Below are 23,847 nucleotides of genomic sequence, written 5' to 3'. Positions count from 1 at the left end.
CGCGCCCACCCCGCTGGCCCAGGTGCTGCACACCCGCGGGCTGCGGCTGACCCCCCAGCGCGAGCGCGTCCTGGCCGTCGTGCGCCGGCTGGGCCACGCCACGCCCGAGGACGTCGTCACCGCCCTGCGCGCCGAGGCCGGCGCTCCCGCCGTCGACGCCTCCACCGTGTACCGGGCACTGACCCTGCTGGAGGAGCTGGGACTGCTCGCGCGCACGGCGCTGGAGCGGCGCGCGGAGTCGTTCCACGCCGTCGAGCACGGCGGGCACCTGCACCTGGTGTGCGAGGGCTGCGGCAGCGTGGCCGAGGCGCCCGCGCAGGCGGCCGCCGGCCTGGCCGGCGACGTGCTGCACCGCACCGGGTTCGCCGCGGACGTGACCCACCTGGTGCTGCGCGGGCGCTGCGCCGCCTGCCGCGCCGCCCACCCCACCGACCAGACGGAGGCGTCGTCGTGAGCACCCCCACCCCCGCAGCCGTGCCCGAGGCCGCCCCCGCCCGGCGCTCGCCGCTGCTGGACCTGCCCGGCGCGGTGGCCGCCGAGGGCCCCGACGCCGGCGTCGCCTGGCACTACGGCGACCCGGTGGCCGAGCAGCGCGCCCTCGTGCGCGGCGAGGCCGTCGTGGACCTGTCCCACCGCGGCGTCGTGCGCCTGACCGGCCCCGACCGGCTCAGCTGGCTGCACAGCACCACCAGCCAGGCGCTGGCGGGGCTGCCCGCGGGCACCAGCACCGAGAGCCTCGTGCTGTCCCCGACCGGCCGCGTCGAGCACGACCTGCACCTGCTGGACGACGGGGACGCCACCTGGATCACCGTCGAGCCCGGCGAGCGCGAGCCGCTGGTCGCCTGGCTGCTGAAGATGCGCTTCGCGCTGCGCGTGGAGGTCGAGGACGTCACCGCCGAGTGGGCCGTGCTCGGCGAGCCCAGCCGCGAGCCCACCGCGGCGGACGGGCCCGTGTGGGTGGACCCGTGGCCGGGCGCGGTGCCCGCGAACGAGGGCGGCGCCGCCGACACCGCCAGCTACGCCGCCGTGCCCACCCCCCTGCACCCGGGCGCCGAGCGGCCCTGGCGCGAGGTGCTCGTGCCGCGCGGCGAGCTGGCCGCCCGCGCCGCCGGGCGCCGCCCGGCCGGCACCTGGGCGAGCGAGGCGCTGCGCGTGGAGGCGTGGCGCCCGCGCCTGGGCCTGGAGACCGACGAGCGCTCCATCCCGCACGAGCTGGACTGGCTGCGCACCGCCGTGCACCTGCACAAGGGCTGCTACCGCGGGCAGGAGACCGTCGCCAAGGTGCACAACCTGGGGCGCCCGCCGCGCCGGCTGGTGCTGCTGCACCTGGACGGCTCCACGCACGACCTTCCCGCGCACGGCGACGACGTCGTGCTCGCCGGCGGCCCGGAGCGGGCGGTGGGGCGCGTGACCACCGCCGCCCGCCACCACGAGCTGGGGCCGGTGGCGCTGGCCGTCCTCAAGCGCTCGGTGCCGGTGGACGCGCCGCTGCTGGCCCTGGCGGGTTCCGCCGCCGGGGACGCCCCGCGAGCGCTGGCCGCCGCGCAGGAGGTCGTCGTCGCCCCCTGACCGGCGTCGTGGGCCTATCCTCGAAACGCGCACGCGCAGTCGCGCGCTGGTCGCTCACAGCGATCAGATGGATCGGGGAGCGGAGGCCGGCATGGACGAGGAGCACGTCAGCGGGTACCAGCGGGGCGGACGGCGGGCGCTCGACCGCGTCCTGGCCCCCGAGTTCCTGGCGGACCTGCGGACCATCGACCTGGACGAGCTGCGCGAGCGCCGCTCGCTGGCCGAGCAGGAGGAGGCCGACCTCTCCTACGCGCGGCGCCTGCTGCAGGGGCGCCTGGACCTGCTGGGCGCCGAGCTGCAGCAGCGCTCCGACGTCGACGGCGGCACCGACGTGCCGGCCGCCCGCAGCGACGCCGAGCTCGTGGCCCGGCTCACCGACGTGCTGGCCGACCCCCGGCGCACGAACCACGGCATGGGCCGGCACACCACCGTGCAGCCCAGCCGGGTGGGCGAGCACCGCCGGCGTGCCGAGGCCGCCGTCGCGGACCCGCGCCTGTCGGACCTGAGCGCCATGGACGACGACCAGCTCGCCGCGGCCCGCGAACGGCTGCTGGAGCTGGAGGGGGAGCTGTCGGCCGACCGGCACCGCGTCCAGGAGGCCATGGACGCCTGCACCGACGAGATCACCCGCCGCTACCGCGAGGGCGTCGCCACCGTGGAGGACGCGCTGCCCGGCGCGCGCTGACCCCCGGCGCGCACCTCACCCCTGCGCGGCCAGCAGCGTGCGCAGGTGGCCGGCCAGGACCTCCTGCGCCCGCGGGTCCAGGGCGGCCGTGGCGCGGCCCTCGGCGGCCAGCACCGCGGGCAGCACCCGGTCGACGAGGGCGGTGCCGGCCGGGGTCAGGGCCAGGCGGCTGGCCCGGCCGTCGCGGGGGTCGGGGGTGCGCTCGAGCAGGCCGCGGGCCGTCAGGTGCTCCAGCCGCTTGGTCGTCGCGGCGCCGGAGGCGAGCGTGGCGGCGCTGACCCCCGTCGGCGTCAGCGGGCGCCGGCTGCGCCGCAGCGCGCACAGCACGTCGAACTCCGCGCGGGTCAGCTCCTCCTCGCGCACGACCTCGTCGGCGGCGCGGCCGACGGCCGCCGCGAGCAGGCGCAACCGGCCGGACACCGCCATGGGGCTGGTGTCGAGCTGCGGGTGCACCGCCGCCCACTCGGCGCGGGCCCGGTCGACCGGGTCCGCAGCAGGATCGGCCGGGGGGTCGGGGAGGGGCTCGCTCACCCGCCCAGGATAGCCGTCGGAGCCGAGGTGCTTCACTGGTGAAACACCCGTTAAGATACTGGGGTGCCGACCGCCGCCCTCACCCACCTCGCCCGCTCCGTGCGCGGCTGGGGACGCCTGGCACCCGGCCCCGCCCCGTGGGCCGACGCCTGCGCCGCCGCGGTGTGGACCGCGGTCCCGCTGGCCCTCGTGCTCGCCGCCGGCACGCCGCTGCTCGCCGCCCCCGCCACCTTCGGCGCGATGGCCGGCCTGTACGGCCGCGCCGAGCCGTACGCGCGGCGCCGGCGCACCCAGGCGGCCGCCGGCGCCGTCATGAGCGCCGCCCTGCTCACCGGTGCCCTCGCCGGGATGGCCGGGCGGGCCCTGCCGGTCGGCGGCTGGGGCGCCGAGGTCGTGCCCGCGCTCGCCGTCGCCGTGGTGGCCCTGCTGGCCAAGCTCCTCAGCGACGCCGTGCGCACCGGCCCTCCCGGCGGGCTCATGCCCGTCTTCGCCGCCGGCACCCTCGCGCACACCCCCCTCACCGTCGCCGACCTGCCCGCCGTCGTGCTCGTCGCCCTCGCCTCCGCCGCGTTCGCGGCGGGCGTGTCCGCCGCCCCCGGCCTGCGCCGTCCCGACGGTCCCGAGCGCGACGCCGTCGCCCGGGCGCTGGGCGCCGTGCTCGCGGCGGTGCACGACCCCGCCGCGCACGGCACCGCCGCCCTCGCCGTGCACCGGGCGTGGGACGTGCTGGCCCCCGGCGCCGCCCGCACGGCGGGCGACCCCACCGGCCCCGCCCGCTGGCTCGCGCACGCCGAGCGCCTGCTGCACGCGGCCGCCGGTCCCGCCCGCACCGCGGGCCCCGTCCCCGTGCCCCGGCAGCGGGTCCTCGCCGCCGACGTCGACGCCGCCCGCGCCGCACTGCCCGCGCTGCGCGGCCGCGGGCCCCTGCCGCCCGTGCCCGCCCGCCCGGGCGCGCGCGCGGAGGTCCTGGGGCACGGCACCGCCGGCGACGGGCGGCTGCGGGCGCTCGCCGGCGCGCTGCGGCCGGCGTCCGTCCTGCACGCGCCCGCCCTGCGCGTGGGCGTGGCGAGCGCCGCCAGCGCCGTGCTCGCCGCCGCGGCGGGCCTGGGCCACACCTACTGGGCCGCGGTCGCCGCGGCCGCCGCGCTGCAGTCCCCGTCGCTGGGCGCCACCACCCGCCGCGCCGTGCAGCGCGCCCTCGGCACCCTCGCCGGGCTGCTGCTCGCCGCGCTCCTCGTGCCGATCGCCGCCGGCGACGCCTCGCTGTGGGCGACCACCGTCGCGTGCATGTTCGTGGTCGAGCTGCTCATGCCCCGCAACTACGCCCTGGGCACCGTGCCCATCACGGCGCTGTCCCTGCTGCTGACGCGGCTCGGCCCGAGCGCCACCCCGCTCGAGAGCCTGGCCGGCGACCGCGCCCTGGACACCCTGCTGGGCGTCGCCGTCGGGGTGGTCACCGCCCTCGCCGTGCGCAACCGCCACGCCCGCCCCCACGTGGAGCGCGCCCTCGACGCCGTCGCCCGCTCCAGCGCGGCCGGCGACGCCGCGGCGCTGCGGCACGACCTGGCCGTCCTGCGCGACGCGCACGACCTGCTCGCCGACGACTCCTGGGGCGCCCGCGCCGCAGGAGCCGCCGGCTCCGCCGCCGCCGTCGACCCGGACCGGGTGCGGCGGGCCGAGCGGGACGGCTACCGCCGCCTGGGTGAACTGCTGGGCGCCGGGGCCTGAGGACCCCCGCGCGGGGAACCCGGAGGGGCCGCCGACCGTAGGACCTGCGTGACCTCCCTCGTCGGCACCGTGCAGATCGGCGTGCTCCTCGTGATCGCCTTCGCGGCGTTCGCCCTCACGGCGTGGGCCCTGGTCGACGCCCTGCGCCGCCCCGCCGGCGCCTTCACCGCCGCCGGCAAGCGCACCAAGACCTTCTGGGTCGCGATCCTGGCCGTCGCCGCGGCCATCGGCTTCGTGTCCCTGCCGCCCATCTCCGCCGCGGGCCTGCCGGGCCTGCTGGGCATCGTCTCCGTGGTCGCCGCCGCGGTGTACATGGCCGACGTGCGCCCGGCCGTGCGGCAGTTCGGCGGCGGCCGCGGTCCGCGCCGCGACGACCGCGGCCAGGGGCCCTACGGCCCCTGGTGAGCCCCCGCGGGGGACGCTCCCCGCTCGCGCCCGCCGGTGGACCGCCGCGCGCTGCGCAGGGCGCAGCGCAGCAGCGCCGAGCCCACCACCAGCAGCGCCAGCACCGAGACGACGTCCGCCTCGGTGAACCCCCGGCTGTGGCTGAACGTGTGCAGGACGCGCCCCTCCACCGGGCCGTTCACCCGGGCCCACACCGCGCTGAGCAGCCCCGTCAGCACAACGACGTCCCAGCGCGGCCGCACCAGGCAGCTCAGCACTCCCACGCCCAGGGCGAGCAGCGTCAGGGGGATGACCACGGGGACGTCGAGCACCGCCCGATGGTAGGCGCGAAACCCGTCCGACGCGTCCGGTCCACCGGACGCACCCCGTTCGTCCACCCGGGTGGCGGTGCGCCAGGCTGCCCCTCGTGAGAGCGGTCGTGCAGCGCGTCAGCCGGGCCCGGGTCACCGTCGACGGTGCGCAGGTCGGCGCCCTGGACGGCCCCGGGCTGCTCGTCCTGCTGGGGGTCACCCACGACGACGGCCCCGAGCAGGCCGAGCGCACCGCCCGCAAGATCGCTCAGCTGCGGGTGCTGCGCGGGGAGCGCTCCGTGCTGGAGACCGGGGCCGGGGTCCTGCTGGTCAGCCAGTTCACCCTCTACGGCGACACCCGCAGGGGCCGGCGCCCCAGCTGGTCGGCGGCCGCGCCGGCGCACGTCGCCGAGCCCCTGGTCACCGCCGTCGCCGACGCGCTGCGCGCTCAGGGCGTGGACGTGGCCACCGGCCGCTTCGGCGCGGACATGGCCGTCGAGCTGGTCAACGACGGGCCCACGACCCTGCTGCTGGAGGCGTGAGGCGCGCGCCCGAGCTCGCCCGCACGACCAGCTCGCGCGGCTCGAGGTGCAGCGGGCCCGGTGCCCGGCCCGCCAGCTGCTCCAGCAGCAGGCGGGCGGTCGCCGCCCCGTCGGCCACGACGTCGCGGCGCAGCGCCGTGATGGCCGGGCCGGCCAGCCGGCACAGGATGGAGTCCTCCCCGGCCACCACGGCCAGGTCCCCGGGCACCCGCACCCCCAGGGAGCGCCGCTCGGCCACCACGGTGGCGGCCATCACGTCGTTGTCGTACAGCACCGCGGTGGGCGGCTGCGGGCGCGCCAGCAGCTCCCGGGTCGCCTCCAGGCCCCCCCGTGCGGTGTAGTCGGCGGCCACGACCTCCTGCGCCACCCCCAGGGCCGCGGCCGTGACCTCCCGCCAGGCCCGGTCCCGGCGGCGGGTGTGCCGGAACTGCGGCGGCCCGCTGACGCGCGCGAGCCGCCGGTGACCGCGCGCCAGCAGGTGCCCGACGACCTGCGCGATCGGCTCGCGCTCCTCCTCCACCGACACCGCCACGGTGGTGGCGCCCTCCGCGATCCCCGGCAGGTCCTCGCCCGTGCCGCCGCGCACCACGCTCGGCACGCCCAGCCCGGTGACCAGCGCCAGCCGCGGGTCGTCCACGAGCAGGTCGGTGAGCACCACGCCGTCCACCCGCCGCTCCTGCCACCACCGGCGCAGCACGTCCACCGCCGCGTCCACGTCCGGCACCACCGTCATCAGCAGCGACACCGACTCGGTGGCCAGCACGCCCTCCATGCCGGCGACCAGGCGCATGTAGTACGGCTCCTCGCCCAGCAGCTGGACGTCGCGCGCCACGGCCAGCCCCACGGCGTGCGCCCGGGCGTTCGACAGCGAGCGGGCGGCCGCGCTGGGGCGCCACCCGAGCTCGCGGGCGGCGCCCAGCACCCGCCGGCGGGTGGCCGCCGACACGCCTGGCAGGTCGTTGAGGGCGTAGGAGACCGACGCCTTGGACACCCCCGCCAGCCGCGCGATGTCGCGGATCGTGGGGCGCGCCCCGCCGGGTGGCGGTCCGTCCACGCTCACCTCCGGGGCCCTCTGCCGTCCGCAGGATCATGCCCGACCGGTGCACCGGCACCGCGCCGGGCACCGGGCGCCACCGCCTCCCACGCCACGGTCAGCTCGCCGAGCCGCCAGCGCGCCGGCCCGTCCAGCACCGGCCAGTCCCGGCTCAGCGCGCGGCAGGTGGCCAGCCACCGCTGGCGCGCGCCGAACGTGCCCTCCGGCGCCGCGCGCGCCCAGGCGTCGTCCGCGGCGCGCAGCAGGTCGTGCACGCCCTCGCCGGGCACGTTGCGGTGGATGAGCGCCTTGGGCAGCCGCTCGGCCACGGCGGACGGCTGCGCCAGCCCGCCCAGCCGCAGCGAGATCGTCAGGGACAGCGGCCCGCCGGCGTCCAGGGCCACCCAGGCGCTGCGCCGCCCCAGCTCGTCGCAGGTGCCCTCCACCAGCAGACCGCCGGGTGCCAGGCGCGAGCGCAGCAGCTCCCAGGCGGCGGCCACCTCGGTCTCGTCGTACTGGCGCAGCACGTTGAAGGCGCGCACCAGCACCGGGTCGCCGCCGCCGGGCACGGCCAGCTCGAAGCCGCCCACGGCGAACCCGGGAGCCCCGGCCACCCCCGCCAGCGCGGCGCGGGCCGCCGCCACCCGCTCGGGCGAGACCTCCAGGCCCACCACCCGCACGTCGGGACGCACCCGGCGCAGCCAGCGCTGCAGGTCGGTCACCGTCACGGGGCGCGCGCCGTAGCCGAGGTCGACGACCAGCGGGTCGTCGGCCCCGCGCAGCCGGTGGGCCTGCGTGCCGGCCAGCCACCGCTCCACGCGCCGCAGGCGGTCGGGTCCGGTGGTGCCGCGCGTGACGGTCCCCACGGGGCGCCGGGCAGACTGCTCGCCGGACCGCGCCGGGGCGCGGTCGCCGTTCCAGGGGGGCACCGTCCGACGGTAGCCACCCGGGGCGGTGCGGGCGGACGAGGACCAGCGAGGGCGGCGGGGGCGAGCGGTGGGTGCGCAGAGCGGGGCGGGGGTGTCGCGGGTGGCGATGGTGTCGGTGCACACCTCACCGGTGGAGCAGCCGGGCACCGGCGACGCCGGCGGCATGAACGTGTACGTGCTGGAGCTGTCCCGGCAGCTGGCGCTGCGCGGCGTCGAGGTGGAGGTGTTCACCCGGCGCACCTCCTCGGAGCAGCCGCCGCTGGTGCGCGCCGCGGACGGGGTGACGGTGCGGCACGTGGCCGCCGGCCCCTACGAGGGCCTCGGCAAGGACGACCTGCCCGGTCAGCTGTGCGCGTTCACGGCGGGGATGCTGCGCACGGGCGCGCGGCGCACCGAGGGCCACTACGACGTCGTGCACTCGCACTACTGGCTGTCCGGGCAGGTGGGGTGGCTGGCCGCCGACCGCTGGGACGTGCCGCTGGTGCACTCCATGCACACGATGGCGAAGGTGAAGAACGCGCACCTGGCGTCCGGGGACGCGCCGGAGCCGGCGGGCCGCGTGATCGGTGAGGAGCAGGTGGTGGAGGCCGCCGACCGCCTGGTCGCCAACACCCCCGCCGAGCGCGAGGAGCTGGTGCAGCTGTACGGCGCCGACCCCGCCCGGGTGGCGGTGGTCCCCCCGGGCGTGGACCTGGTGACGTTCTCGCCCGACGGGGGCCGCGCGGCGGCGCGCGCCCGTCTCGGCCTGCCGCCGGGGGCGCAGGTGCTGCTGTTCGTGGGCAGGCTGCAGCCGCTGAAGGCGCCGGACGTGCTCGTGGAGGCCGTCGCCCTGCTGCTGCGCGAGCAGCCGCAGCGCCGCCCGCTGCTGCGCGTGATCGTGCTGGGCGGGCCCAGCGGCTCGGGCACGGCGCACCCGCACGCGCTGACCGACCTGGTGCAGGCGCGGGGGCTGCAGGACGTGGTGCAGGTGCGCCCGCCGGTGCCGCGCGACCGGCTCGCCGAGCACTACCGCGCCGCCGACGTCGTCGTGGTGCCCTCCCACAACGAGTCCTTCGGCCTGGTGGCCCTGGAGGCCCAGGCGTGCGCGACGCCGGTGGCGGCGGCGGCGGTGGGCGGGCTGCGCACCGCCGTGGCGGACGGCGAGTCGGGGGTGCTGGTGGACTCGCACGACCCGGGCGCGTGGGCGCACGTCCTGCGCGACCTGCTCGACGACCCCGACCGGCGCGCGGCGCTGGGCCGGCGGGCCGCGCAGCGGGCGCGGGGGTTCGGCTGGGACCGCACGGCCGAGGCGACGCTGGAGCTGTACCGGGCGGCGGTGGCCGCACGCCGGGCGGGGGACCGCTGAGGGGCGGGCCTCGGTAGGGTTGCGGGCATGAGCGAAGCGGCGCACACCCTCGTCCTGTTGCGGCACGGCGAGAGCGAGTGGAACGCCAGGAACCTGTTCACCGGCTGGGTGGACGTGCCCCTGTCGGAGAAGGGCCGCACCGAGGCCGCTCGCGGCGGCCGCCTGATGGCCGAGGCCGGGGTGCTGCCGGACGTCGTGCACACCTCGCTGCTGCGCCGCGCGATCACCACCGCCCACCTGGCGCTGGACGCCGCCGAACGGCACTGGATCGACGTGCGCCGCTCCTGGCGCCTCAACGAGCGCCACTACGGCGCGCTCCAGGGCAAGGACAAGAAGCAGACCCTCGCCGAGTTCGGCGAGGAGCAGTTCATGCTGTGGCGGCGTTCCTTCGACGTGCCGCCGCCGCAGATCGAGCTGGGCTCGGAGTTCTCCCAGGACGGCGACCCGCGCTACGCCGGCCTCGGCGACGACATGCCCCGCACCGAGTGCCTGGCCGACGTCGTGCGGCGGATGCTGCCGTACTGGCACGAGCAGGTCGTCCCGGACCTGCGCTCGGGCGGGGTCGTGCTGATCGCCGCGCACGGCAACTCGCTGCGCGCGCTGGTCAAGCACCTGGACGGCATCTCCGACACCGACATCGCCGGGCTGAACATCCCCACGGGCATCCCGCTGGTGTACCGCCTGGACGCGGAGCTCCAGCCGGTGGTGCGCGGTGGCGAGTACCTCGACCCCGACGCCGCGGCCGCGGCGGCGGCGGCGGTCGCCAGCCAGGGGCGCTGAGCCCGGCGCTCAGGCGCCGGTCGCGGCGCCCGGCGTCGTGACCGGCGCCGCCGAGGTGGCCGGCGAGCCCGTGGGGGCCGCGGAGCCGGTCGTCGAGGAGCCGGTGCCCGTGGCGGTCGGGGACTCGTCCCCGCTGCAGGAGCGCTCCACGGCACCCTGGAGCCTCTCCTGGGCAGCCACGACGTCGGTGCCCGCGGCGGTGCCGTCGACGGCCGCGGTGGCGTCGTCCAGCGCCGCCATCGCTGCCGTGAGGTCGGCGGCCGAGCCCGTGCCGGGGTCCAGGTCGCCCGCGGCCAGCGCCAGCCGCTGGTAGTAGTCCAGGACCAGCCGGGCGTCCGCGCTCAGCTCGTCGGGGGCGGCCGCCAGCACGGCGGCGTAGTACGCCGGCCCCTGCTCGGTGGTGACCAGGGCGTACACCGACTGCGCCCGGGGGTCGCCGCGCGGCACGTCGAGCCGTTCCAGCTCCGCGGTGAAGGCGCTGTCCAGCTCGTCCTGCGCGGCGCGCACCGCCGGGCAGTCGAACGCCGGCTCGCTCTGCCGGGGGGTGCTCGTGGTCCCGGACGGGGACGACGTCGGCTCCACGGTCGTCGTCGTGGGAGCCGGTGTGAGCACCTCGTCGCCGGAGCAGCCGGCCAGCGCCACCACCGCGGCCGCCGCGGTCACGACCGCCCGCGCTGCGCGGGGCCGGCACCGCCACGAGTCCACGAGCGCGACGCTACACCGGCGTGCGCCGACCGGCGTGGCGACGGCGGCCGTGCGGCTCAGCCGACGAGCGGGAGGCCGTGCGGCTCGTGGCCGCTGTGCGAACCCGTGACCAGGAACGTCACGTTCTTGGCCACGGAGACGGCGTGGTCGGCGAAGCGCTCGTAGTAGCGGCTGCACAGCGTCAGGTCGACCGCCACCTCGGTGGGCTGGTCCGCGCTGCGGGACATCAGCAGCTCGAAAACGCTGCGGTGCAAGCGGTCCATCTCGTCGTCGTCCGTCTCCAGCTCGGCGGCGAGCTCGACGTCGCGCGAGGCGATCACGCTGCCGGCCTTGGTGACGATCCGCTCGGCGACCTGGGCCATCTGCAGCACGGTGGAGCGGTACTCCGGCGGCACGACGGGCTCGGGGTGGCGCAGCCGGGCCAGCTTGGCGACGTGCCGGGCCAGGTCGCCCATGCGCTCCAGGCTGGTGCTCATGCGCAGTGCGGTGACGACGACGCGCAGGTCGGTCGCCACCGGCTGCTGGCGCGCCAGCAGCTGCAGCGAGCGCTCCTCGAGGTCCTGCTGGAGGGAGTCGATCCGCTGGTCGGCGGTGATCACGCTCTCGGCGAGCTCGCGGTCGGCGTCGAGCAGGGCGGTGGTGGCGCGGGACATGGCTGAGCGCGCCAGGTTCGTCATCTCCACCAGGGTGTCGACGAGGTGGACCAGTTCGTCGTGGTAGACGTTGCGCACGGGTGATTCTCCTCGGGCTGCGGGCGGGACGCGGGTGCCGGTGCTTCTCCGTCCACCTGGGCCCCAGGTTCCCAGGCCGGGGTGAACGCACGCCACCCCCGGTGTGAACTTCTGGCGCCACGGGGCTGCGGTGACCGCGCTGTGCGGGGAGGGGGCGGGGCGAAGCCTAGGCTGGGGACGTGGTCGGCGACATCTCGAGCAGCATCGCCGCTGCCGCCGGTGTCCTGGCCGGCGCGGCCGGCGTGCTCGCCTTCCGCGTCTCCGACCGGCTGCAGCGCCCCGAGGCGCCGCAGGTCGAGCAGCCGGGCGTGCCGCCCGGGGTCAGCGACGTGCTGATGGCGCTGCGCTCCTCCGCGGTGGTGCTGGACGCCACCGACGAGGTCGTCAAGGCCAGCGCCGCCTCGTACGCCGCCGGTGTCGTGGCCGGGCGGGAGCTGACCGACGCCCAGCTGCGCGAGATGGTCCGCGCCTGCCGCCGCGACGGGCGGGTGCGCGAGGTGGAGGTCGAGCTGGCGCCCGGCCTGGGTCGTCCGCCGGCGGTCGTGCTGGCCCGCGTCTCGCCGCTGGGGCCGCGCCACGTGCTGCTCCTGCTGGAGGACCGCACCGAGTCGCGGCGGGTGGAGGCCGTGCGGCGCGACTTCGTCGCCAACGTCAGCCACGAGCTGAAGACGCCGGTGGGTGCGCTGTCGCTGCTGTCCGAGGCGGTGGAGGACGCCGCCGACGACCCCGAGGCGGTGCGCCACTTCGCCCGCCGGATGCGCCGGGAGTCCAAGCGGCTGACCCAGCTGGTGCAGGAGATCATCGACCTCTCGCGCCTGCAGGCGGCGGAGAACGTCGTCGAGGCGACCGTGCTGGAGGTGGACGCGCTCGTCGCCGAGGCCGCCGACCGCAGCGTCTCGGTCGCGCAGCAGCGCGAGTCGGAGGTCGTGGTCGCCGGTGAGCGCGGTGTGCTGGTCAAGGGGGACCGGGAGCTGCTGGTGACCGCCCTGCGCAACCTGGTGCACAACGCGCTGGCCTACTCCCCGGAGCGCAGCCGGGTCGTGGTCGAGGTGCGTCGCGTCCGGCCGCCGCAGGGCGACGAGGCCGCCGTGAGCGCGGCCGTGGACATCGCGGTCTCCGACCGCGGCGTGGGCATCAGCCCGGCCGACCTGGACCGCATCTTCGAGCGCTTCTACCGCGTCGACCCGGCCCGCTCGCGGCTGACCGGGGGCACGGGCCTGGGGCTCTCGATCGTCAAGCACGTCGCCGGCAAGCACGGCGGCGAGGTGCGCGTGTGGAGCGTCGAGGGGGAGGGGTCGACCTTCACGCTGCGGCTGCCGGAGGCGCCGCGGCCCGTGGTGGACGAACCGCCCGAGCCCGCCGGTGCCGCACCCCCCGATCTCCCGCGGCGGGCGCCTCGCGGCCCCGCGGGTCCTTCCCGACGACCCCCGGGGCAGTCCCCGGAGGATTCACCCCTGGAGGTTCGACCGTGACGCGCATCCTGGTGGTCGAGGACGAGGAGTCGTTCTCCGACCCGTTGTCCTACCTGCTGCGGCGGGAGGGGTACGACGTCGCGGTCAGCGACACCGGGCCGGCCGCGCTGGAGGAGTTCGACCGGGCCGGCGCCGACCTGGTGCTGCTGGACCTCATGCTCCCGGGGATCCCGGGGACCGAGGTGTGCCGGCAGCTGCGCACCCGCTCGAGCGTGCCGGTCATCATGCTGACGGCCAAGGACTCCGAGATCGACAAGGTCGTGGGCCTGGAGATCGGCGCCGACGACTACGTCACGAAGCCGTACTCCTCCCGGGAGCTGCTGGCCCGGGTGCGCGCGGTGCTGCGCCGCGGGGCCGAGCCGGAGGAGCTGGTGCAGACCACGGTCGAGGCCGGTGGCGTGCGGATGGACGTGGACCGCCACGTGGTCACGGTGCGCGGCGAGCAGGTGCCCCTGCCGCTGAAGGAGTTCGAGCTGCTGGAGATGCTGCTGCGCAACGCCGGGCGGGTGCTGACCCGGGTGCAGCTCATCGACCGGGTGTGGGGCTCGGACTACGTGGGCGACACCAAGACGCTCGACGTCCACGTCAAGCGGCTGCGCGCGAAGATCGAGCCGGACCCCTCCAACCCGCGGCACCTGGTGACCGTGCGGGGCCTGGGGTACAAGTTCGAGGGCTGAGCGTCCGCGGGCCGGGTCGCCCGGCCCGCGGCGCCGGCCGGCCCGCGCCGCGCAGGGCTCAGTGCGCGGCGCCCTCGCCGCCCTGGCCGATGAGGCCCTCCTCGCCGAGCTCGGGCCCGCACTCGACCTCCTCGGCGGCGTCGGTCTCCGTGCCGGGGTTCGGCGCTGCGGTGGGGGTCAGCGGGGCGTACGCGAAGCACGGCAGCAGGACGGGCGCCTCGACCTCGATGGTCTCCCCGGCGGCCTGGAACGTCAGGGGAAGGGTCTCGCCGGCGTGGACGGGCACCTGGGGGATCTGCATCCAGGCGGGCTGCTGCTCGTCGGGGCCGTCGGGGGTGGCCGCGGCCGAGGCGGTCGCGACGGCGGCCGGTGCGCCGATCTGCACGACCTGCCCCGCGGGGATCACGAAGGTCTGGGACGGCGCCTGGTCCGCGTCCAGGCCGGCGGCCTCCACGTCGGCGGACACCGTCACCGAGGCCTCCTCGAGGGAGGAGTTCACCAGGGTCACCGACACCACGCCGGGCTCGTCCAGGGCGCTCGCGACGACGAGGGCGTTGCGCACCTGCACGTCGGCCACGCTGGCGTTCTTGCCGTCGCTGGGGTCGTAGGGCCGCAGGACGACCGCGGGGGAGAAGGTCGAGCACCCCGCGACACCCAGGGTGCTCGCGACGGTGACGAGGGCGACGGCGGAGCGCTGGCGGAGCTTCACCCCTGCAGACTACCGGCAGTCGTAGCCGCGCACCCGGGTGCCGGGGGTCGTCGGGGTGTCCTCGTCCCGCCGCCCGGTCCGGCCGGCCCGGGCCCGGTGCGCGGCGGTGCCGGGGCGGTGCTCCCGGCGTGCGTGCGTGCGCGCGTGAAGCACGCCGATCCTTTCGTGTCAAGGGCCGCTGGAGGCCCGGGCGAGCCTCTGACCTGCGCAAACGCGGTCACGGGGGGTGTTCGGACCTCGCTCGGCGTGGTAAGGTGGAGCTAGGGAAAGGGGTCACTTTCTATGGCTTTCACGGTCGGCGAAACGGTCGTCTACCCCCATCACGGGGCCGCACTGATCGAGGAGATCAAGACCCGCACCATCAAGGGCGAGGAGAAGCTGTACCTCGTCCTCAAGGTCGCCCAGGGCGACCTGACCATCGAGGTCCCCGCCGAGAACGTCGACCTCGTCGGCGTCCGCGACGTGGTCGGCCGCGAGGGCCTGGACCGGGTGTTCTCGGTCCTGCGCACGGCCTACGCCGAGGAGCCGACCAACTGGTCGCGCCGCTACAAGGCGAACCTCGAGAAGCTCGCCTCCGGCGACGTCATCAAGGTGGCCGAGGTCGTCCGCGACCTCTGGCGACGGGACCAGGACCGCGGCCTGTCCGCGGGGGAGAAGCGGATGCTGGCGAAGGCGCGCCAGATCCTCGTCTCCGAGCTGGCCCTGGCGGAGAACACGAACGAGGACAAGGCCGAGTCCCTCCTCGACGAGGTCCTGGCCTCCTGAGCTGCGCGCTCGTCGTCCCGGCCGCCGGCCGGGGCGAACGCCTGGGGGCGGGGGTGCCCAAGGCCCTCGTCCCCCTGGCGGGAGAACCCCTGCTGCTGCACGCCCTGCGGCGTGCAGCAGCCTCCGGTGTCGTCGACGTCGTGGTGGTGGTCGCGCCGGAGGGCGAGGAGCAGCGCGTGCGGGAACTGCTCGCACCGCTGGACCTCGCGGACCTGCGGGTCGTCGCCGGTGGTGCCGAACGTCAGGACTCCGTGCGCCGCGGGCTCGCGGTCCTGCCCTCCGGCGTCGACGTCGTCCTCGTGCACGACGCCGCCCGCTGCCTGACCCCGCCGTCGGTGTTCCGCGACGTCGTGGCGGCCGTGCGCGGCGGTGCCGTGGCGGTGGTGCCTGCGCTGGCCGTCTCCGACACCGTCAAGCGCGTGGTGGACGGCCGTGTCGTCGAGACCGTCGACCGCCGCGAGCTCGTGGCCGTCCAGACCCCGCAGGGCTTCTCCTGCGCCCCCCTGCGCGCCGCTCACGAGGCCGCCGCGGCGGCACCTCCCGCGACCGACGACGCGGGGATGCTCGAGGCCCTGGGGCACGAGGTGGTCACCGTGGCGGGCGAGGACGCCGCCTTCAAGGTGACCCGGCCCGTCGACCTCGTCCTGGCCGAGGCGCTGCTGAGCGGAGGACGAGCGTGAGCACCGAGCTGGACGAGACCGGGCGCCACGGCACCCGGCGCGACGGCTGGCCCCGCGTGGGCACCGGGGTGGACGTGCACCCGCTGGCGCCCGGCCGGGAGTGCCGGGTGGCGGGGCTGCTGTGGCCGGACGAGCCGCTCGGCCCCGAGGGGCACTCCGACGGCGACGTGGCCGCGCACGCCTGCGCCGACGCCCTCTTCGCCGCGAGCGGCCTGGGCGACCTCGGTGCGCACTTCGGCACCGGGCGCCCGGAGTGGGCCGGCGCCTCCGGGGCCCGGCTGCTCGCCGAGGCGGCCCGCCTGGTGCGGGCCGCCGGCTACGAGATCGGCAACGTCTCCGTGCAGGTGGTGGGCCAGCGCCCGAAGATCGGCACGCGCCGCGCGGAGGCGGAGGCCGCGCTGTCCGCGGCGTGCGGTGCGCCGGTCAGCGTGTCCGGCACCACGACCGACGGGTTGGGCCTGACCGGGCGCGGTGAGGGCATCGCCGCCGTCGCGACCGCGCTCGTCGTGCCCGTCTGAACGCGGCGGCTTCCCACCCCCCCCCGCGTCGAGGCCCCCGCCGCGGACCTGCGGCGGGGGCCTCGACGCGTCCGCTCAGGAGCGCTCGTGCTGGTGGGCGCCTTCCGCGGCGGCGGCGGCCGGCTGCCCCTCGGCGGCGGCGGGGTCCCGGCGCAGGGGGTTCTTCTTCGCCTTGTGCTCCTCCGCGGGGTTCTCCGGCTCGTCCGGCAGGAGCACGTGGTGCACGTAGCGCAGCACCACCGTGATGATCGCGGCGACGGGCACGGCGAGGAACGCGCCGATGATGCCGAACAGCGTGCCGCCGATGGTCACCGCACCGATGACCACCGCGGGGTGCAGGGCGAGGGTCTTGCCCACCAGCAGCGGCTGCAGGACGTTGCCCTCGAGCTGCTGCACCAGCAGCACGATGCCCAGCACGATGAGCGCCTGCACCCAGCCGAGGGTGACGAGCGCGACCAGCGTCGCCAGCACGCCGGTCACGACGGCCCCGACGATGGGGATGAACGCCGCGAAGAAGATCGTCACGGCCAGCGGCAGGGCGAACGGCACGCCGATGATCCACAGGCCGATGCCGATGAAGAACGCGTCCACGAACGCCACGGCGGCCTGGGAGAGGATGTAGCCGCGGATCGTCGCCCAGATCCGGGTGCCGAGCTCGGTGGCGTGGTGGTGGGTGTTCGCGTCGAGCCAGCGGCGCGACCACGGCAGCAGCCGGTCGCCGTCGGAGAGGCAGAAGAAGGTCAGGACCAGCACCAGCAGGAACGTGATCACGCCGGAGCCGATGCTGGCGCCGACGGTGCCGACACCGCCGACGACGCTGAGGGCGATGTTCTGCGCGTTGCTCTGCAGCTCCTGCAGACCCTGGTTGACGAGGTCGCCGACCTCCTCGTCGCCGAGGTTCAGCGGCGGGCCGTTGATCCAGTCCTGCACCTGCTGGATGCCGGCGACGGCGGAGTCGGCGACCTGCCCGGCCTGGCCCGCCACGCTGGGGATCAGGGCGGCGAAGATGCCGGTGACGAGCGCGATCAGGATGAGGATCGAGAGCAGGGCGGCGATCGCGCGGGGGAGCACGGCGCGCAGCACCTGCGTCAGGGGCCACAGGATCGCGCTGAGCAGCACTGCGAGCAGCAGCGGCAGCAGCAGCGACCACCCCTTGCCGAGCAGCCACAGCAGACCGGCGACGCCGATGCCGAGGACCAGCAGGCGCAGCGCCCACTTCGCGGCCTCGGCGATGCCGCGTTCGACGACGTTCACGGTGCGGGTCGAGCCCGTTGGATCGCTCACGGGGCGATGCTGCCAGGCCCTGCGAGCACCGCCACTCGTCGTGCCGCGTCAGTGACCTCGGGCGATCCACTCGTCCAGGTGGGGAGCCTCGTCGCCGATGGTGGTGCTGGCGCCGTGGCCGGTCAGCACCCGCGTGTCCGGGGGCAGCTCCAGCAGCACGCCGCGGATGGAGTCGACGATCGTGGCGAAGTCGGAGAAGGAGCGCCCGGTGGCGCCGGGCCCGCCGGCGAAGAGGGTGTCGCCGGTGAGCACCGTGCCCAGGGAGGGGGCGTAGACGCTGACGGAGCCGGGGGTGTGCCCGGGGGTGTGCAGCACGTGCAGCTCGGTGCCGGCCACGCTGACGACCTCGCCGTGCACCAGGTCGGTGGTCGCCGTCCCGGGTGCGTCGGCGGGGTGGGTCAGCTCCCACACCTGCCGGTCGGCGGGGTGCAGCAGCACCGGGACGCGGTGCTGCTCGGTGCTGAAGCGCTCGGCCAGCTCCGGGGCGCGGCGCACGTGGTCGTCGTGGGCGTGGGTGCACACCACGGCCAGCAGGCGACGGTCCCCGATCGCGGCGGCGATGGCGTCGACGTCGTGGGGGGCGTCCAGGACGACGACCTCGTCGTCGTCGCCGATCAGCCAGACGTTGTTGTCGACGTCGAAGGTCTGCCCGTCCAGGCTGAAGGTGCCGGAGGTGACCAGGTGCTCGACGCGGGCGCTCACCGGTCCATCACCACCACGGAGCGCAGCACGTCGCCGCTCTTCATGGTCGCGAAGGCCTCCTCCACGTCGCCCAGCCCGATGCGCTCGGTGACGAACGCGTCCAGCGGCAGGCGGCCGTTCGCGTGCAGCTCCAGCAGCGCGGGGAAGTCCCGCTCGGGCAGGCAGTCGCCGTACCAGGAGGACTTCAGCGCCCCGCCGCGGCCGAAGACGTCCAGCAGCGGCACCTGCAGCTGCATCTCGGGCGTGGGCACGCCCACCAGCACGACCACCCCGGCCAGGTCGCGGGCGTAGAACGCCTGCCGCCACGTCTCGGGCCGCCCGACCGCGTCGATGACGACGTCGGCGCCGAAGCCGTCGGTGACCTCCCGCACGGCGGCGACGACGCCGTCCTCGTCCAGCCCGCGCGAGTTGACCGCGTGGGTGGCGCCCAGCTGCTTCGCCCAGCCGAGCTTCTTGTCGTCGATGTCGATCGCGACGATGCGCCGGGCCCCGGCCAGCACCGCCCCGGCCACCGCCGCCGCACCCACCCCGCCGCAGCCGATCACGGCGACGGTGTCGCCGCGCTGCACGGGGGCGGTGTTCACCGCGGCGCCGAGGCCGGCCATCACCCCGCAGCCGAGCAGCCCGGCCACCGCCGGGTCCCAGGAGCCGCCGAGCACGGAGGTGTCGATCCGGGTGGCCTGCCCGGCCGCCACCAGCGTCTTGGGCGCGAACGCGCCGATGCCCAGCGCGGGGGTCAGCGGGGTGCCGTCGGTCAGGGTCATCGACTGCGTGGCGTTGTGCGTGTCGAAGCAGTACTGCGGCCGCCCGCGCTTGCAGGCGCGGCACTGCCCGCACACCGCCCGCCAGTTCAGCACCACGTCGTCGCCGACCGCGACGTTCGTGACGCCCTCACCGATCGCGGCGACGGTGCCGGCGGCCTCGTGGCCCAGCATGAAGGGGAAGTCGTCGTTGATGCCGCCCTCGCGGTAGTGCAGGTCGGTGTGGCACACCCCGCACGCGGCGACGTCGACGACGACCTCACCGGCGACCGGCTCGGGCACCACGACGTCCGCCGTCTCGACGGCTGCGCCCTTGCTGCGGGAGATGATCGCGGGAACTGTCCAGGCCATGGGCCGACCCTAGTCGAGCACCGCCGGGCCGGGCCCGGCGAGCGGCCGGGAGAGCCGCGGCCGGCCGGTAGCCTGGCGGGGTGACCCTGCGCCTCCACGACAGCGCCGCCGGCGCGGTGCGCGACTTCGTCCCCCTGCAGCCCGGGCGGGTCGGCGTCTACGTCTGCGGCGCCACGCCGCAGGGGTCCCCGCACCTGGGGCACGTGCGCGCGCAGGTCGCCTTCGACGTGCTGCGCCGCTGGCTGACGGCGACGGGCCACGAGGTGACGCTGGTGCGCAACGTCACCGACATCGACGACAAGATCCTCGCCAAGGCCGCCGAGGCCGGGGTCGAGTGGTGGGCGCACGCGGCCCGCTTCGAGCGGGAGTTCTCCGCCGCCTACGACGCCCTCGGCGTGCTGCCGCCCACCGTGGAGCCGCGCGCCACCGGCCACGTGCCCGAGATGGTCGAGCTGATCGAGCGGCTGATCGAGCGCGGCCACGCCTACCCCGCCGCCGACGGCTCCGGCGACGTCTACTTCGACGTCCGCTCCTGGCCGGAGTACGGCAGCCTCACCCACCAGCGGCTGGCGGACATGGAGCCCGCCGCGGACGCCGACCCCCGCGGCAAGCGCGACCCGCGCGACTTCGCCCTGTGGAAGGGCGCCAAGGCCGGTGAGCCGGTGAGCGCGTCGTGGGCGACGCCGTGGGGCCGCGGCCGCCCGGGGTGGCACCTGGAGTGCTCGGCGATGGCGGGCCGCTACCTGGGTGAGCGCTTCGACGTGCACGGCGGCGGCCTGGACCTGCGCTTCCCGCACCACGAGAACGAGCAGGCGCAGTCGCGCGCCGCCGGGGACGGGTTCGCGAACTACTGGCTGCACAACCACTTCGTGACGATGGCCGGCGAGAAGATGAGCAAGTCGCTGGGCAACGTCCTGGGCGTCCCCACCCTGCTGCGGGAGCACCGCGCGGTGGTGCTGCGCTACTACCTGGTCTCCGCGCACTACCGCACGGCGCTGGAGCACTCCGCCACCTCGCTGGTCGAGGCGGAGGCGGCGTACTCGCGCCTGGAGGGGTTCGTGCACCGCGCCGCCGAGCGCCTGGGTCCGGGCGCCCCGGCCGGGGAGGTGGCGCCGGAGTTCGCGGCCGCGATGGACGACGACCTGGCCACCCCGGCGGCGCTGGCGTCGCTGCACGAGGCGGCGCGGCGCGGCAACCAGGCGCTGGCCGACGGCTCCGACGAGCAGCTGCTCGCGGCGTACCAGCGGGTGCGCGCAGGCCTGGGGGTGCTGGGGCTGGACCCGCTGAGCGAGCCGTGGGTCTCCCTGGCGGGTACCTCGGACGCGGCGCGCGACGCGCTGGACGTCCTGGTGCGCGCCCGGCTGGAGGAGCGCGCGGCCGCCCGCGCCGCGCGAGACTTCGCGACCGCCGACGCGGTGCGCGACTCCCTCAAGGACGCGGGCATCGTGATCGAGGACACGGCCACCGGAGCCCGGTGGTCGTTGGAGGGTGAGCAGTAGTGGCGGGCAACTCCCAGCGCCGAGGCGCTGTCAGCAAGGGCAAGAAGGGTCCCACCGTCGGCACGGGCGGCAAGAACCGCCGCGCGCTGGAGGGCAAGGGCCCCACGCCGAAGGCGACCGAGCGCACGAACCACCCGGCCGCGGCGCGCGCGGCGAAGGCGGCGCACCGGGCGGCGACGGCGAACCCGCGCCCCGGCGGCCGGCCCCCGGTGCGGCGCACCGCGAAGAAGACCGGGGAGACCGAGTGGATCGCGGGCCGCAACTCCATCGTGGAGGCGCTGCGCGCGCGGCTGCCGATCACGGGCCTGTACGTGGCGGCGCGCATCGACTCCGACGACCGCGTCCGGGAGATCCTCGCCGCCGCCGGTGACCGCGGCATCCCGCTGCTGGAGGCCTCCCGCGCCGACCTGGACCGCTTCACCGAGGGCGCGGTGCACCAGGGCGTGGCGGCGTCGGTCCCGCCGTACGACTACGCCCACCCGCAGGACCTGCTCGACCGCGCCGCGGACGCCGGCCGTCCGCCGCTGGTGGTGGCGCTGGACGGGGTGACGGACCCGCGCAACCTCGGCGCGGTGGTGCGCTCGGTCGCCGCGTTCGGCGGGCACGGCGTCGTGGTGCCCGAGCGCCGCGCCGCCGGGATGACGGCCTCGGCGTGGAAGACGTCGGCGGGCGCCGCGGCGCGGGTGCCGGTGGCGCGCGCGACGAACCTGACGCGCGCCCTGCAGGAGTACAAGGACGCCGGCCTGTTCGTCGTCGGCCTGGACGCCGACGGCGACGTGTCGCTGCCCGAGCTGGAACTGGCCGCCGGCCCGATCGTGGTGGTCGTCGGCGCCGAGGGTGCCGGGCTCTCCCGCCTGGTGCGCGAGACGTGCGACCAGGTGGTGAGCATCCCGATGGCCGCTGCGGTGGAGTCCCTCAACGCGGGCGTCGCCGCGGGCATCGCGCTCTACGAGGTCTCCCGCCACCGCTGACCCCTCCCGCGCTTCCCGGCGGAAACCATGGTTTCCGCCGGGGGAGCGGCGCGGGGTCCCCAGGGTGGTGGATGCGGGTGACGTCCCCAGGGAACACGGGAACCGCGGTGGGGAGCAGCCCTGCCGCGGACGGTGGTCCTGTGCTCCCACGGACCTCCTCGCGCCGACGGCCCCACGCACCTGCGCTGCCTCGCGTCTTCCTCGGTCGGCAAGCGGTGGAGGCCGGCGTCTTGAGCGAGAAGCAGTTGCGCGGTCCGACGGTGCGGCGAGTGGTCCGCGGTGTCTACGCGTCGGCCCACGTGCCGCTGACGCACGAGCTGCGGGTCGAGGCGGTGGGTCTGCTGCTGCTGCCGCCGGGCGCGGCCGTCACCGGGCGGTCGCAGGCCACTGTCCTCGGCGTACCCCTCGCCCGTGCGCGGGACGAGGTGGAGGTCCTGCTGCCCGCTCCGGGGCGCTGGACGATGCCTGCCGGGGTGCGCGTCCGGCAGGCGTGCACCGTGGAGCAGCGGTGCACCTGGAACGGCGTGCCCCTCGCGAGCCCGGAGCGCATGGCGTTCGACGTGTGTTCCCGAACGCCGAAGTCCGACGGGGTAGCCGGTCTGGACCGGTTGGCGCGAGCCGGCCTGCTGGACCCGGTCCGGTTCCGGCAGTGGCTGGAGGACGTCCACGACCCGTACGTCGTGCCCGCCCGGGCGGCGGCGGCGCTGTGCGATCCTCGGGCCGAGTCCCCGCAGGAGTCCCGCGTGCGGGTGCTGTGCCGGGACGCCGGGCTGGAGGTCGTGCCGGCCGTGGAGGTGCTCGACGCCGCTGGCCGCTTCGTGGCGAGGGTCGACCTGGCACTGGAGGAGTTCCGGGTCGCCGTGGAGCACGACGGTGCGTGGCACGCGTTGCGCGAGGAGCTCGAGCGGGACCGCCGACGCCTGCGGGCGCTGCGGGACGCCGGTTGGGAGGTGGTGCACGTCACCGCTGAGACGTTGAGGGAACCCGGTGCCGTCGTCGACGCGGTGCGCCGTGCCGTCGCCCGCCAGAGCCGCACCGCCTGACACCCAGCCCCTCTTCCGGGCGGAAACCACCCTTTCCGCCCCCGGATGGGCGTTTTCAGGGGCGGAAAGGGTGGTTTCCGCGGGGGAGGGGGTGTTCGGGAGGAGGTCGCCGGGTGTTCGCCCGGGCGTCGTGATCACCTCGTAGCGTGCGCGTCCGTCCGCTCCCCGCGATCCCCCCGACGACGGAGAACCTCGTGCGCCGTTCCGCCACCACCCTGCTCGCCACCCTCGGCGGTGCCGTGCTGCTGCCGCTGACCGCCACCGCGGCCGGTGCCACCACGCTGCCCGCCGACCCCGGCGCGGCCCCCGCTCCCGCACCGGCCGTGCGGTCGCTGCCGCAGGCCCACGCCCACAACGACTACGAGCACGAGCGCCCCCTGCTGGACGCCCTGGACCACGGTTTCACCAGCGTCGAGGCCGACGTCTACCTGGTGGACGGCGAACTGCTCGTCGCCCACGACTCCTGGGACCTCGACCCGACCCGCACCCTGCGCTCGCTCTACCTGGACCCGCTGGCCGGGATCGTCGCCCAGAACGGCGGCAGCGTGTACGGCGACGGCGAGCAGGTCCAGCTCCTCGTCGACATCAAGAGCGACGCGGTCGCCACGTACGCCGCCCTGGACGCGGTCCTGGCCGAGTACGACGGTCGCGACGCGGGTCTGTTCACCACGTACGAGCTGACCGCGGACGGCTACGACGGTCAGGACGGCGCGGTCAGCGCCGTCGTCTCCGGCAACCGGCCGGTGGACCTCATGGCTCGCCAGCAGGTGCGCCACGCCGGTTACGACGGCCGCTCCGGCGACCTGGCCAGCGGTGCGGACCCCGACTTCATGCCCCTGGTCAGCGACAACTGGAACAACCTGTTCACCTGGCAGGGCGTGGGCGAGATGCCGGAGGCCGAGCGGGCCCGGCTGCACGACTTCGTCGAGGCGGCGCACCTGGCCGGCCGCGAGGTGCGTTTCTGGGCGACGCCGGACACCCCCGGCCCCGAGCGCGAGGCGGTGTGGCGCGAACTGGTCGCCGCCCACGTCGACCAGATCAACACCGACGACCTCGCGGCGCTGCGCGACTTCCTGCTGGCGGTGCAGGCGGAGCAGGCGGCGGCCTGAGCCCGTCCGCGCGGCGCTCCCCGGCGGGGAGCG

General features: G+C 76.4%; 27 protein-coding genes. 17 read left to right on the top strand and 10 right to left on the bottom strand.

Going from position 1 to position 23,847, the window contains the following annotated elements; translation table 11 throughout:
- Window positions 1–22 precede the first annotated feature (22 nt).
- The 3 genes from ACRYR9_RS12905 to ACRYR9_RS12895 all read left to right on the top strand — a co-directional run bounded on the left by ACRYR9_RS12905 (window position 23) and on the right by ACRYR9_RS12895 (window position 2,254).
- Window positions 23–454 carry a Fur family transcriptional regulator gene (locus ACRYR9_RS12905; protein WP_432495196.1) on the top strand — a complete coding sequence of 144 codons (432 nt, stop codon included), beginning with the start codon at window positions 23–25 and terminating at the stop codon, window positions 452–454.
- Window positions 451–1,569: a CAF17-like 4Fe-4S cluster assembly/insertion protein YgfZ gene (ygfZ, locus tag ACRYR9_RS12900; protein ID WP_432495194.1), complete on the top strand. Its 1,119-nt coding sequence runs from the start codon at window positions 451–453 to the stop codon at window positions 1,567–1,569. Before ACRYR9_RS12905 ends, ygfZ begins: the two co-directional genes overlap by 4 nt.
- A 67-nt stretch (window positions 1,570–1,636) precedes the next feature.
- Window positions 1,637–2,254 carry an RsiG family protein gene (locus ACRYR9_RS12895; RefSeq protein WP_432495192.1) on the top strand — a complete coding sequence of 206 codons (618 nt, stop codon included), beginning with the start codon at window positions 1,637–1,639 and terminating at the stop codon, window positions 2,252–2,254.
- Window positions 2,255–2,269: 15 nt separating this feature from the next.
- Here ACRYR9_RS12895 and ACRYR9_RS12890 read toward each other — a convergent pair whose 3' ends face one another.
- Entirely contained in the window at window positions 2,270–2,785 is a 516-nt protein-coding gene (locus ACRYR9_RS12890; protein ID WP_432495190.1) for a MarR family winged helix-turn-helix transcriptional regulator, read from the bottom strand.
- Window positions 2,786–2,848: 63 nt separating this feature from the next.
- Between ACRYR9_RS12890 and ACRYR9_RS12885 the strand changes: the two genes are divergently transcribed.
- Together ACRYR9_RS12885 and ACRYR9_RS12880 are read left to right on the top strand one after the other, a co-directional pair.
- Window positions 2,849–4,513 (top strand): FUSC family protein, encoded by a 1,665-nt coding sequence (locus tag ACRYR9_RS12885; protein ID WP_432495188.1) that lies wholly within the window; start codon window positions 2,849–2,851, stop codon window positions 4,511–4,513.
- A 48-nt stretch (window positions 4,514–4,561) separates the two neighbouring features.
- Window positions 4,562–4,918 (top strand): DUF2516 family protein, encoded by a 357-nt coding sequence (locus ACRYR9_RS12880; RefSeq protein ID WP_432495186.1) that lies wholly within the window; start codon window positions 4,562–4,564, stop codon window positions 4,916–4,918.
- Here the strand turns inward: ACRYR9_RS12880 and ACRYR9_RS12875 are convergent.
- Window positions 4,903–5,229, bottom strand: coding sequence for a hypothetical protein (locus ACRYR9_RS12875; protein WP_432495184.1), 327 nt, complete (start codon window positions 5,227–5,229; stop codon window positions 4,903–4,905). The two genes, ACRYR9_RS12880 and ACRYR9_RS12875, sit on opposite strands and share 16 nt — an antisense overlap.
- 95 nt (window positions 5,230–5,324) lie before the next feature.
- Between ACRYR9_RS12875 and dtd the strand changes: the two genes are divergently transcribed.
- Complete coding sequence (gene dtd, locus ACRYR9_RS12870) at window positions 5,325–5,750, top strand: D-aminoacyl-tRNA deacylase (protein ID WP_432495182.1); 426 nt, start codon at window positions 5,325–5,327, stop codon at window positions 5,748–5,750.
- Here dtd and ACRYR9_RS12865 read toward each other — a convergent pair.
- Together ACRYR9_RS12865 and ACRYR9_RS12860 are read right to left on the bottom strand one after the other, a co-directional pair.
- Window positions 5,713–6,810 carry a LacI family DNA-binding transcriptional regulator gene (locus ACRYR9_RS12865; RefSeq protein ID WP_432530395.1) on the bottom strand — a complete coding sequence of 366 codons (1,098 nt, stop codon included), beginning with the start codon at window positions 6,808–6,810 and terminating at the stop codon, window positions 5,713–5,715. The two genes, dtd and ACRYR9_RS12865, sit on opposite strands and share 38 nt — an antisense overlap.
- The gene (locus tag ACRYR9_RS12860) at window positions 6,807–7,712 is read right to left on the bottom strand and encodes a class I SAM-dependent methyltransferase (protein WP_432495178.1); all 906 of its coding nucleotides are present in this window, start codon (window positions 7,710–7,712) and stop codon (window positions 6,807–6,809) included. The genes ACRYR9_RS12865 and ACRYR9_RS12860 overlap by 4 nt, the downstream gene beginning before the upstream one ends.
- Before the next feature lie 106 nt (window positions 7,713–7,818).
- Here ACRYR9_RS12860 and mshA point away from each other — a divergent pair, with 106 nt between their 5' ends.
- Window positions 7,819–9,057, top strand: a complete 1,239-nt coding sequence (gene mshA, locus ACRYR9_RS12855) for a D-inositol-3-phosphate glycosyltransferase (RefSeq protein WP_432495236.1) — start codon at window positions 7,819–7,821, stop codon at window positions 9,055–9,057.
- A 27-nt stretch (window positions 9,058–9,084) separates the two neighbouring features.
- On the top strand, window positions 9,085–9,837 hold the full coding sequence (locus ACRYR9_RS12850; RefSeq protein ID WP_432495176.1) for a phosphoglyceromutase: 753 nt from the start codon (window positions 9,085–9,087) through the stop codon (window positions 9,835–9,837).
- A gap of 9 nt (window positions 9,838–9,846) precedes the next feature.
- Here the strand turns inward: ACRYR9_RS12850 and ACRYR9_RS12845 are convergent, their stop codons facing one another.
- Window positions 9,847–10,542, bottom strand: coding sequence for a hypothetical protein (locus ACRYR9_RS12845; RefSeq protein ID WP_432495174.1), 696 nt, complete (start codon window positions 10,540–10,542; stop codon window positions 9,847–9,849).
- A 56-nt stretch (window positions 10,543–10,598) separates the two neighbouring features.
- Window positions 10,599–11,273: a phosphate signaling complex protein PhoU gene (phoU, locus tag ACRYR9_RS12840; protein WP_432495172.1), complete on the bottom strand. Its 675-nt coding sequence runs from the start codon at window positions 11,271–11,273 to the stop codon at window positions 10,599–10,601.
- A 179-nt stretch (window positions 11,274–11,452) separates the two neighbouring features.
- On the opposite strand from phoU, the gene ACRYR9_RS12835 reads away from it, so the two are divergent.
- Both ACRYR9_RS12835 and ACRYR9_RS12830 read left to right on the top strand, forming a co-directional pair.
- Entirely contained in the window at window positions 11,453–12,745 is a 1,293-nt protein-coding gene (locus ACRYR9_RS12835) for a sensor histidine kinase (RefSeq protein ID WP_432495170.1), read from the top strand.
- Entirely contained in the window at window positions 12,742–13,422 is a 681-nt protein-coding gene (locus tag ACRYR9_RS12830; protein WP_166610668.1) for a winged helix-turn-helix domain-containing protein, read from the top strand. The genes ACRYR9_RS12835 and ACRYR9_RS12830 overlap by 4 nt, the downstream gene beginning before the upstream one ends.
- A gap of 58 nt (window positions 13,423–13,480) precedes the next feature.
- Here the strand turns inward: ACRYR9_RS12830 and ACRYR9_RS12825 are convergent, their stop codons facing one another.
- Window positions 13,481–14,131, bottom strand: a complete 651-nt coding sequence (locus tag ACRYR9_RS12825) for a hypothetical protein (protein ID WP_432495168.1) — start codon at window positions 14,129–14,131, stop codon at window positions 13,481–13,483.
- A 282-nt stretch (window positions 14,132–14,413) separates the two neighbouring features.
- Here ACRYR9_RS12825 and ACRYR9_RS12820 point away from each other — a divergent pair, with 282 nt between their 5' ends.
- Genes ACRYR9_RS12820 through ispF form a run of 3 tightly spaced genes read left to right on the top strand, consistent with a single transcriptional unit; the run spans window position 14,414 to window position 16,094 of the window.
- Window positions 14,414–14,896: a CarD family transcriptional regulator gene (locus ACRYR9_RS12820; RefSeq protein ID WP_167581000.1), complete on the top strand. Its 483-nt coding sequence runs from the start codon at window positions 14,414–14,416 to the stop codon at window positions 14,894–14,896.
- Window positions 14,893–15,576 carry a 2-C-methyl-D-erythritol 4-phosphate cytidylyltransferase gene (gene ispD / locus ACRYR9_RS12815; RefSeq protein ID WP_432495234.1) on the top strand — a complete coding sequence of 228 codons (684 nt, stop codon included), beginning with the start codon at window positions 14,893–14,895 and terminating at the stop codon, window positions 15,574–15,576. Before ACRYR9_RS12820 ends, ispD begins: the two co-directional genes overlap by 4 nt.
- On the top strand, window positions 15,573–16,094 hold the full coding sequence (gene ispF, locus ACRYR9_RS12810) for a 2-C-methyl-D-erythritol 2,4-cyclodiphosphate synthase (protein ID WP_432495165.1): 522 nt from the start codon (window positions 15,573–15,575) through the stop codon (window positions 16,092–16,094). The genes ispD and ispF overlap by 4 nt, the downstream gene beginning before the upstream one ends.
- Before the next feature lie 75 nt (window positions 16,095–16,169).
- Here the strand turns inward: ispF and ACRYR9_RS12805 are convergent, their stop codons facing one another.
- Genes ACRYR9_RS12805 through ACRYR9_RS12795 form a run of 3 tightly spaced genes read right to left on the bottom strand, consistent with a single transcriptional unit; the run spans window position 16,170 to window position 19,192 of the window.
- Window positions 16,170–17,378 carry an AI-2E family transporter gene (locus ACRYR9_RS12805; protein WP_432495163.1) on the bottom strand — a complete coding sequence of 403 codons (1,209 nt, stop codon included), beginning with the start codon at window positions 17,376–17,378 and terminating at the stop codon, window positions 16,170–16,172.
- Between the two features lie 48 nt (window positions 17,379–17,426).
- Window positions 17,427–18,080, bottom strand: coding sequence for an MBL fold metallo-hydrolase (locus ACRYR9_RS12800; protein ID WP_432495161.1), 654 nt, complete (start codon window positions 18,078–18,080; stop codon window positions 17,427–17,429).
- Entirely contained in the window at window positions 18,077–19,192 is a 1,116-nt protein-coding gene (locus ACRYR9_RS12795) for an S-(hydroxymethyl)mycothiol dehydrogenase (RefSeq protein ID WP_432495159.1), read from the bottom strand. The genes ACRYR9_RS12800 and ACRYR9_RS12795 overlap by 4 nt, the downstream gene beginning before the upstream one ends.
- Window positions 19,193–19,272: 80 nt before the next feature.
- Here ACRYR9_RS12795 and cysS point away from each other — a divergent pair, with 80 nt between their 5' ends.
- The 4 genes from cysS to ACRYR9_RS12775 all read left to right on the top strand — a co-directional run bounded on the left by cysS (window position 19,273) and on the right by ACRYR9_RS12775 (window position 23,814).
- On the top strand, window positions 19,273–20,691 hold the full coding sequence (cysS, locus tag ACRYR9_RS12790; RefSeq protein ID WP_432495157.1) for a cysteine--tRNA ligase: 1,419 nt from the start codon (window positions 19,273–19,275) through the stop codon (window positions 20,689–20,691).
- Window positions 20,691–21,662 carry a 23S rRNA (guanosine(2251)-2'-O)-methyltransferase RlmB gene (gene rlmB / locus ACRYR9_RS12785; protein ID WP_432495155.1) on the top strand — a complete coding sequence of 324 codons (972 nt, stop codon included), beginning with the start codon at window positions 20,691–20,693 and terminating at the stop codon, window positions 21,660–21,662. Before cysS ends, rlmB begins: the two co-directional genes overlap by 1 nt.
- Before the next feature lie 230 nt (window positions 21,663–21,892).
- On the top strand, window positions 21,893–22,705 hold the full coding sequence (locus ACRYR9_RS12780; RefSeq protein WP_432495153.1) for a DUF559 domain-containing protein: 813 nt from the start codon (window positions 21,893–21,895) through the stop codon (window positions 22,703–22,705).
- Between the two features lie 245 nt (window positions 22,706–22,950).
- Window positions 22,951–23,814: a phosphatidylinositol-specific phospholipase C/glycerophosphodiester phosphodiesterase family protein gene (locus tag ACRYR9_RS12775; protein ID WP_432495232.1), complete on the top strand. Its 864-nt coding sequence runs from the start codon at window positions 22,951–22,953 to the stop codon at window positions 23,812–23,814.
- Window positions 23,815–23,847: the final 33 nt, after the last annotated feature.

This window comes from Kineococcus auxinigenes (assembly GCF_050871525.1).
Classification (GTDB): domain Bacteria; phylum Actinomycetota; class Actinomycetes; order Actinomycetales; family Kineococcaceae; genus Kineococcus.
This window is presented reverse-complemented; position numbering and strand designations above follow the sequence as displayed.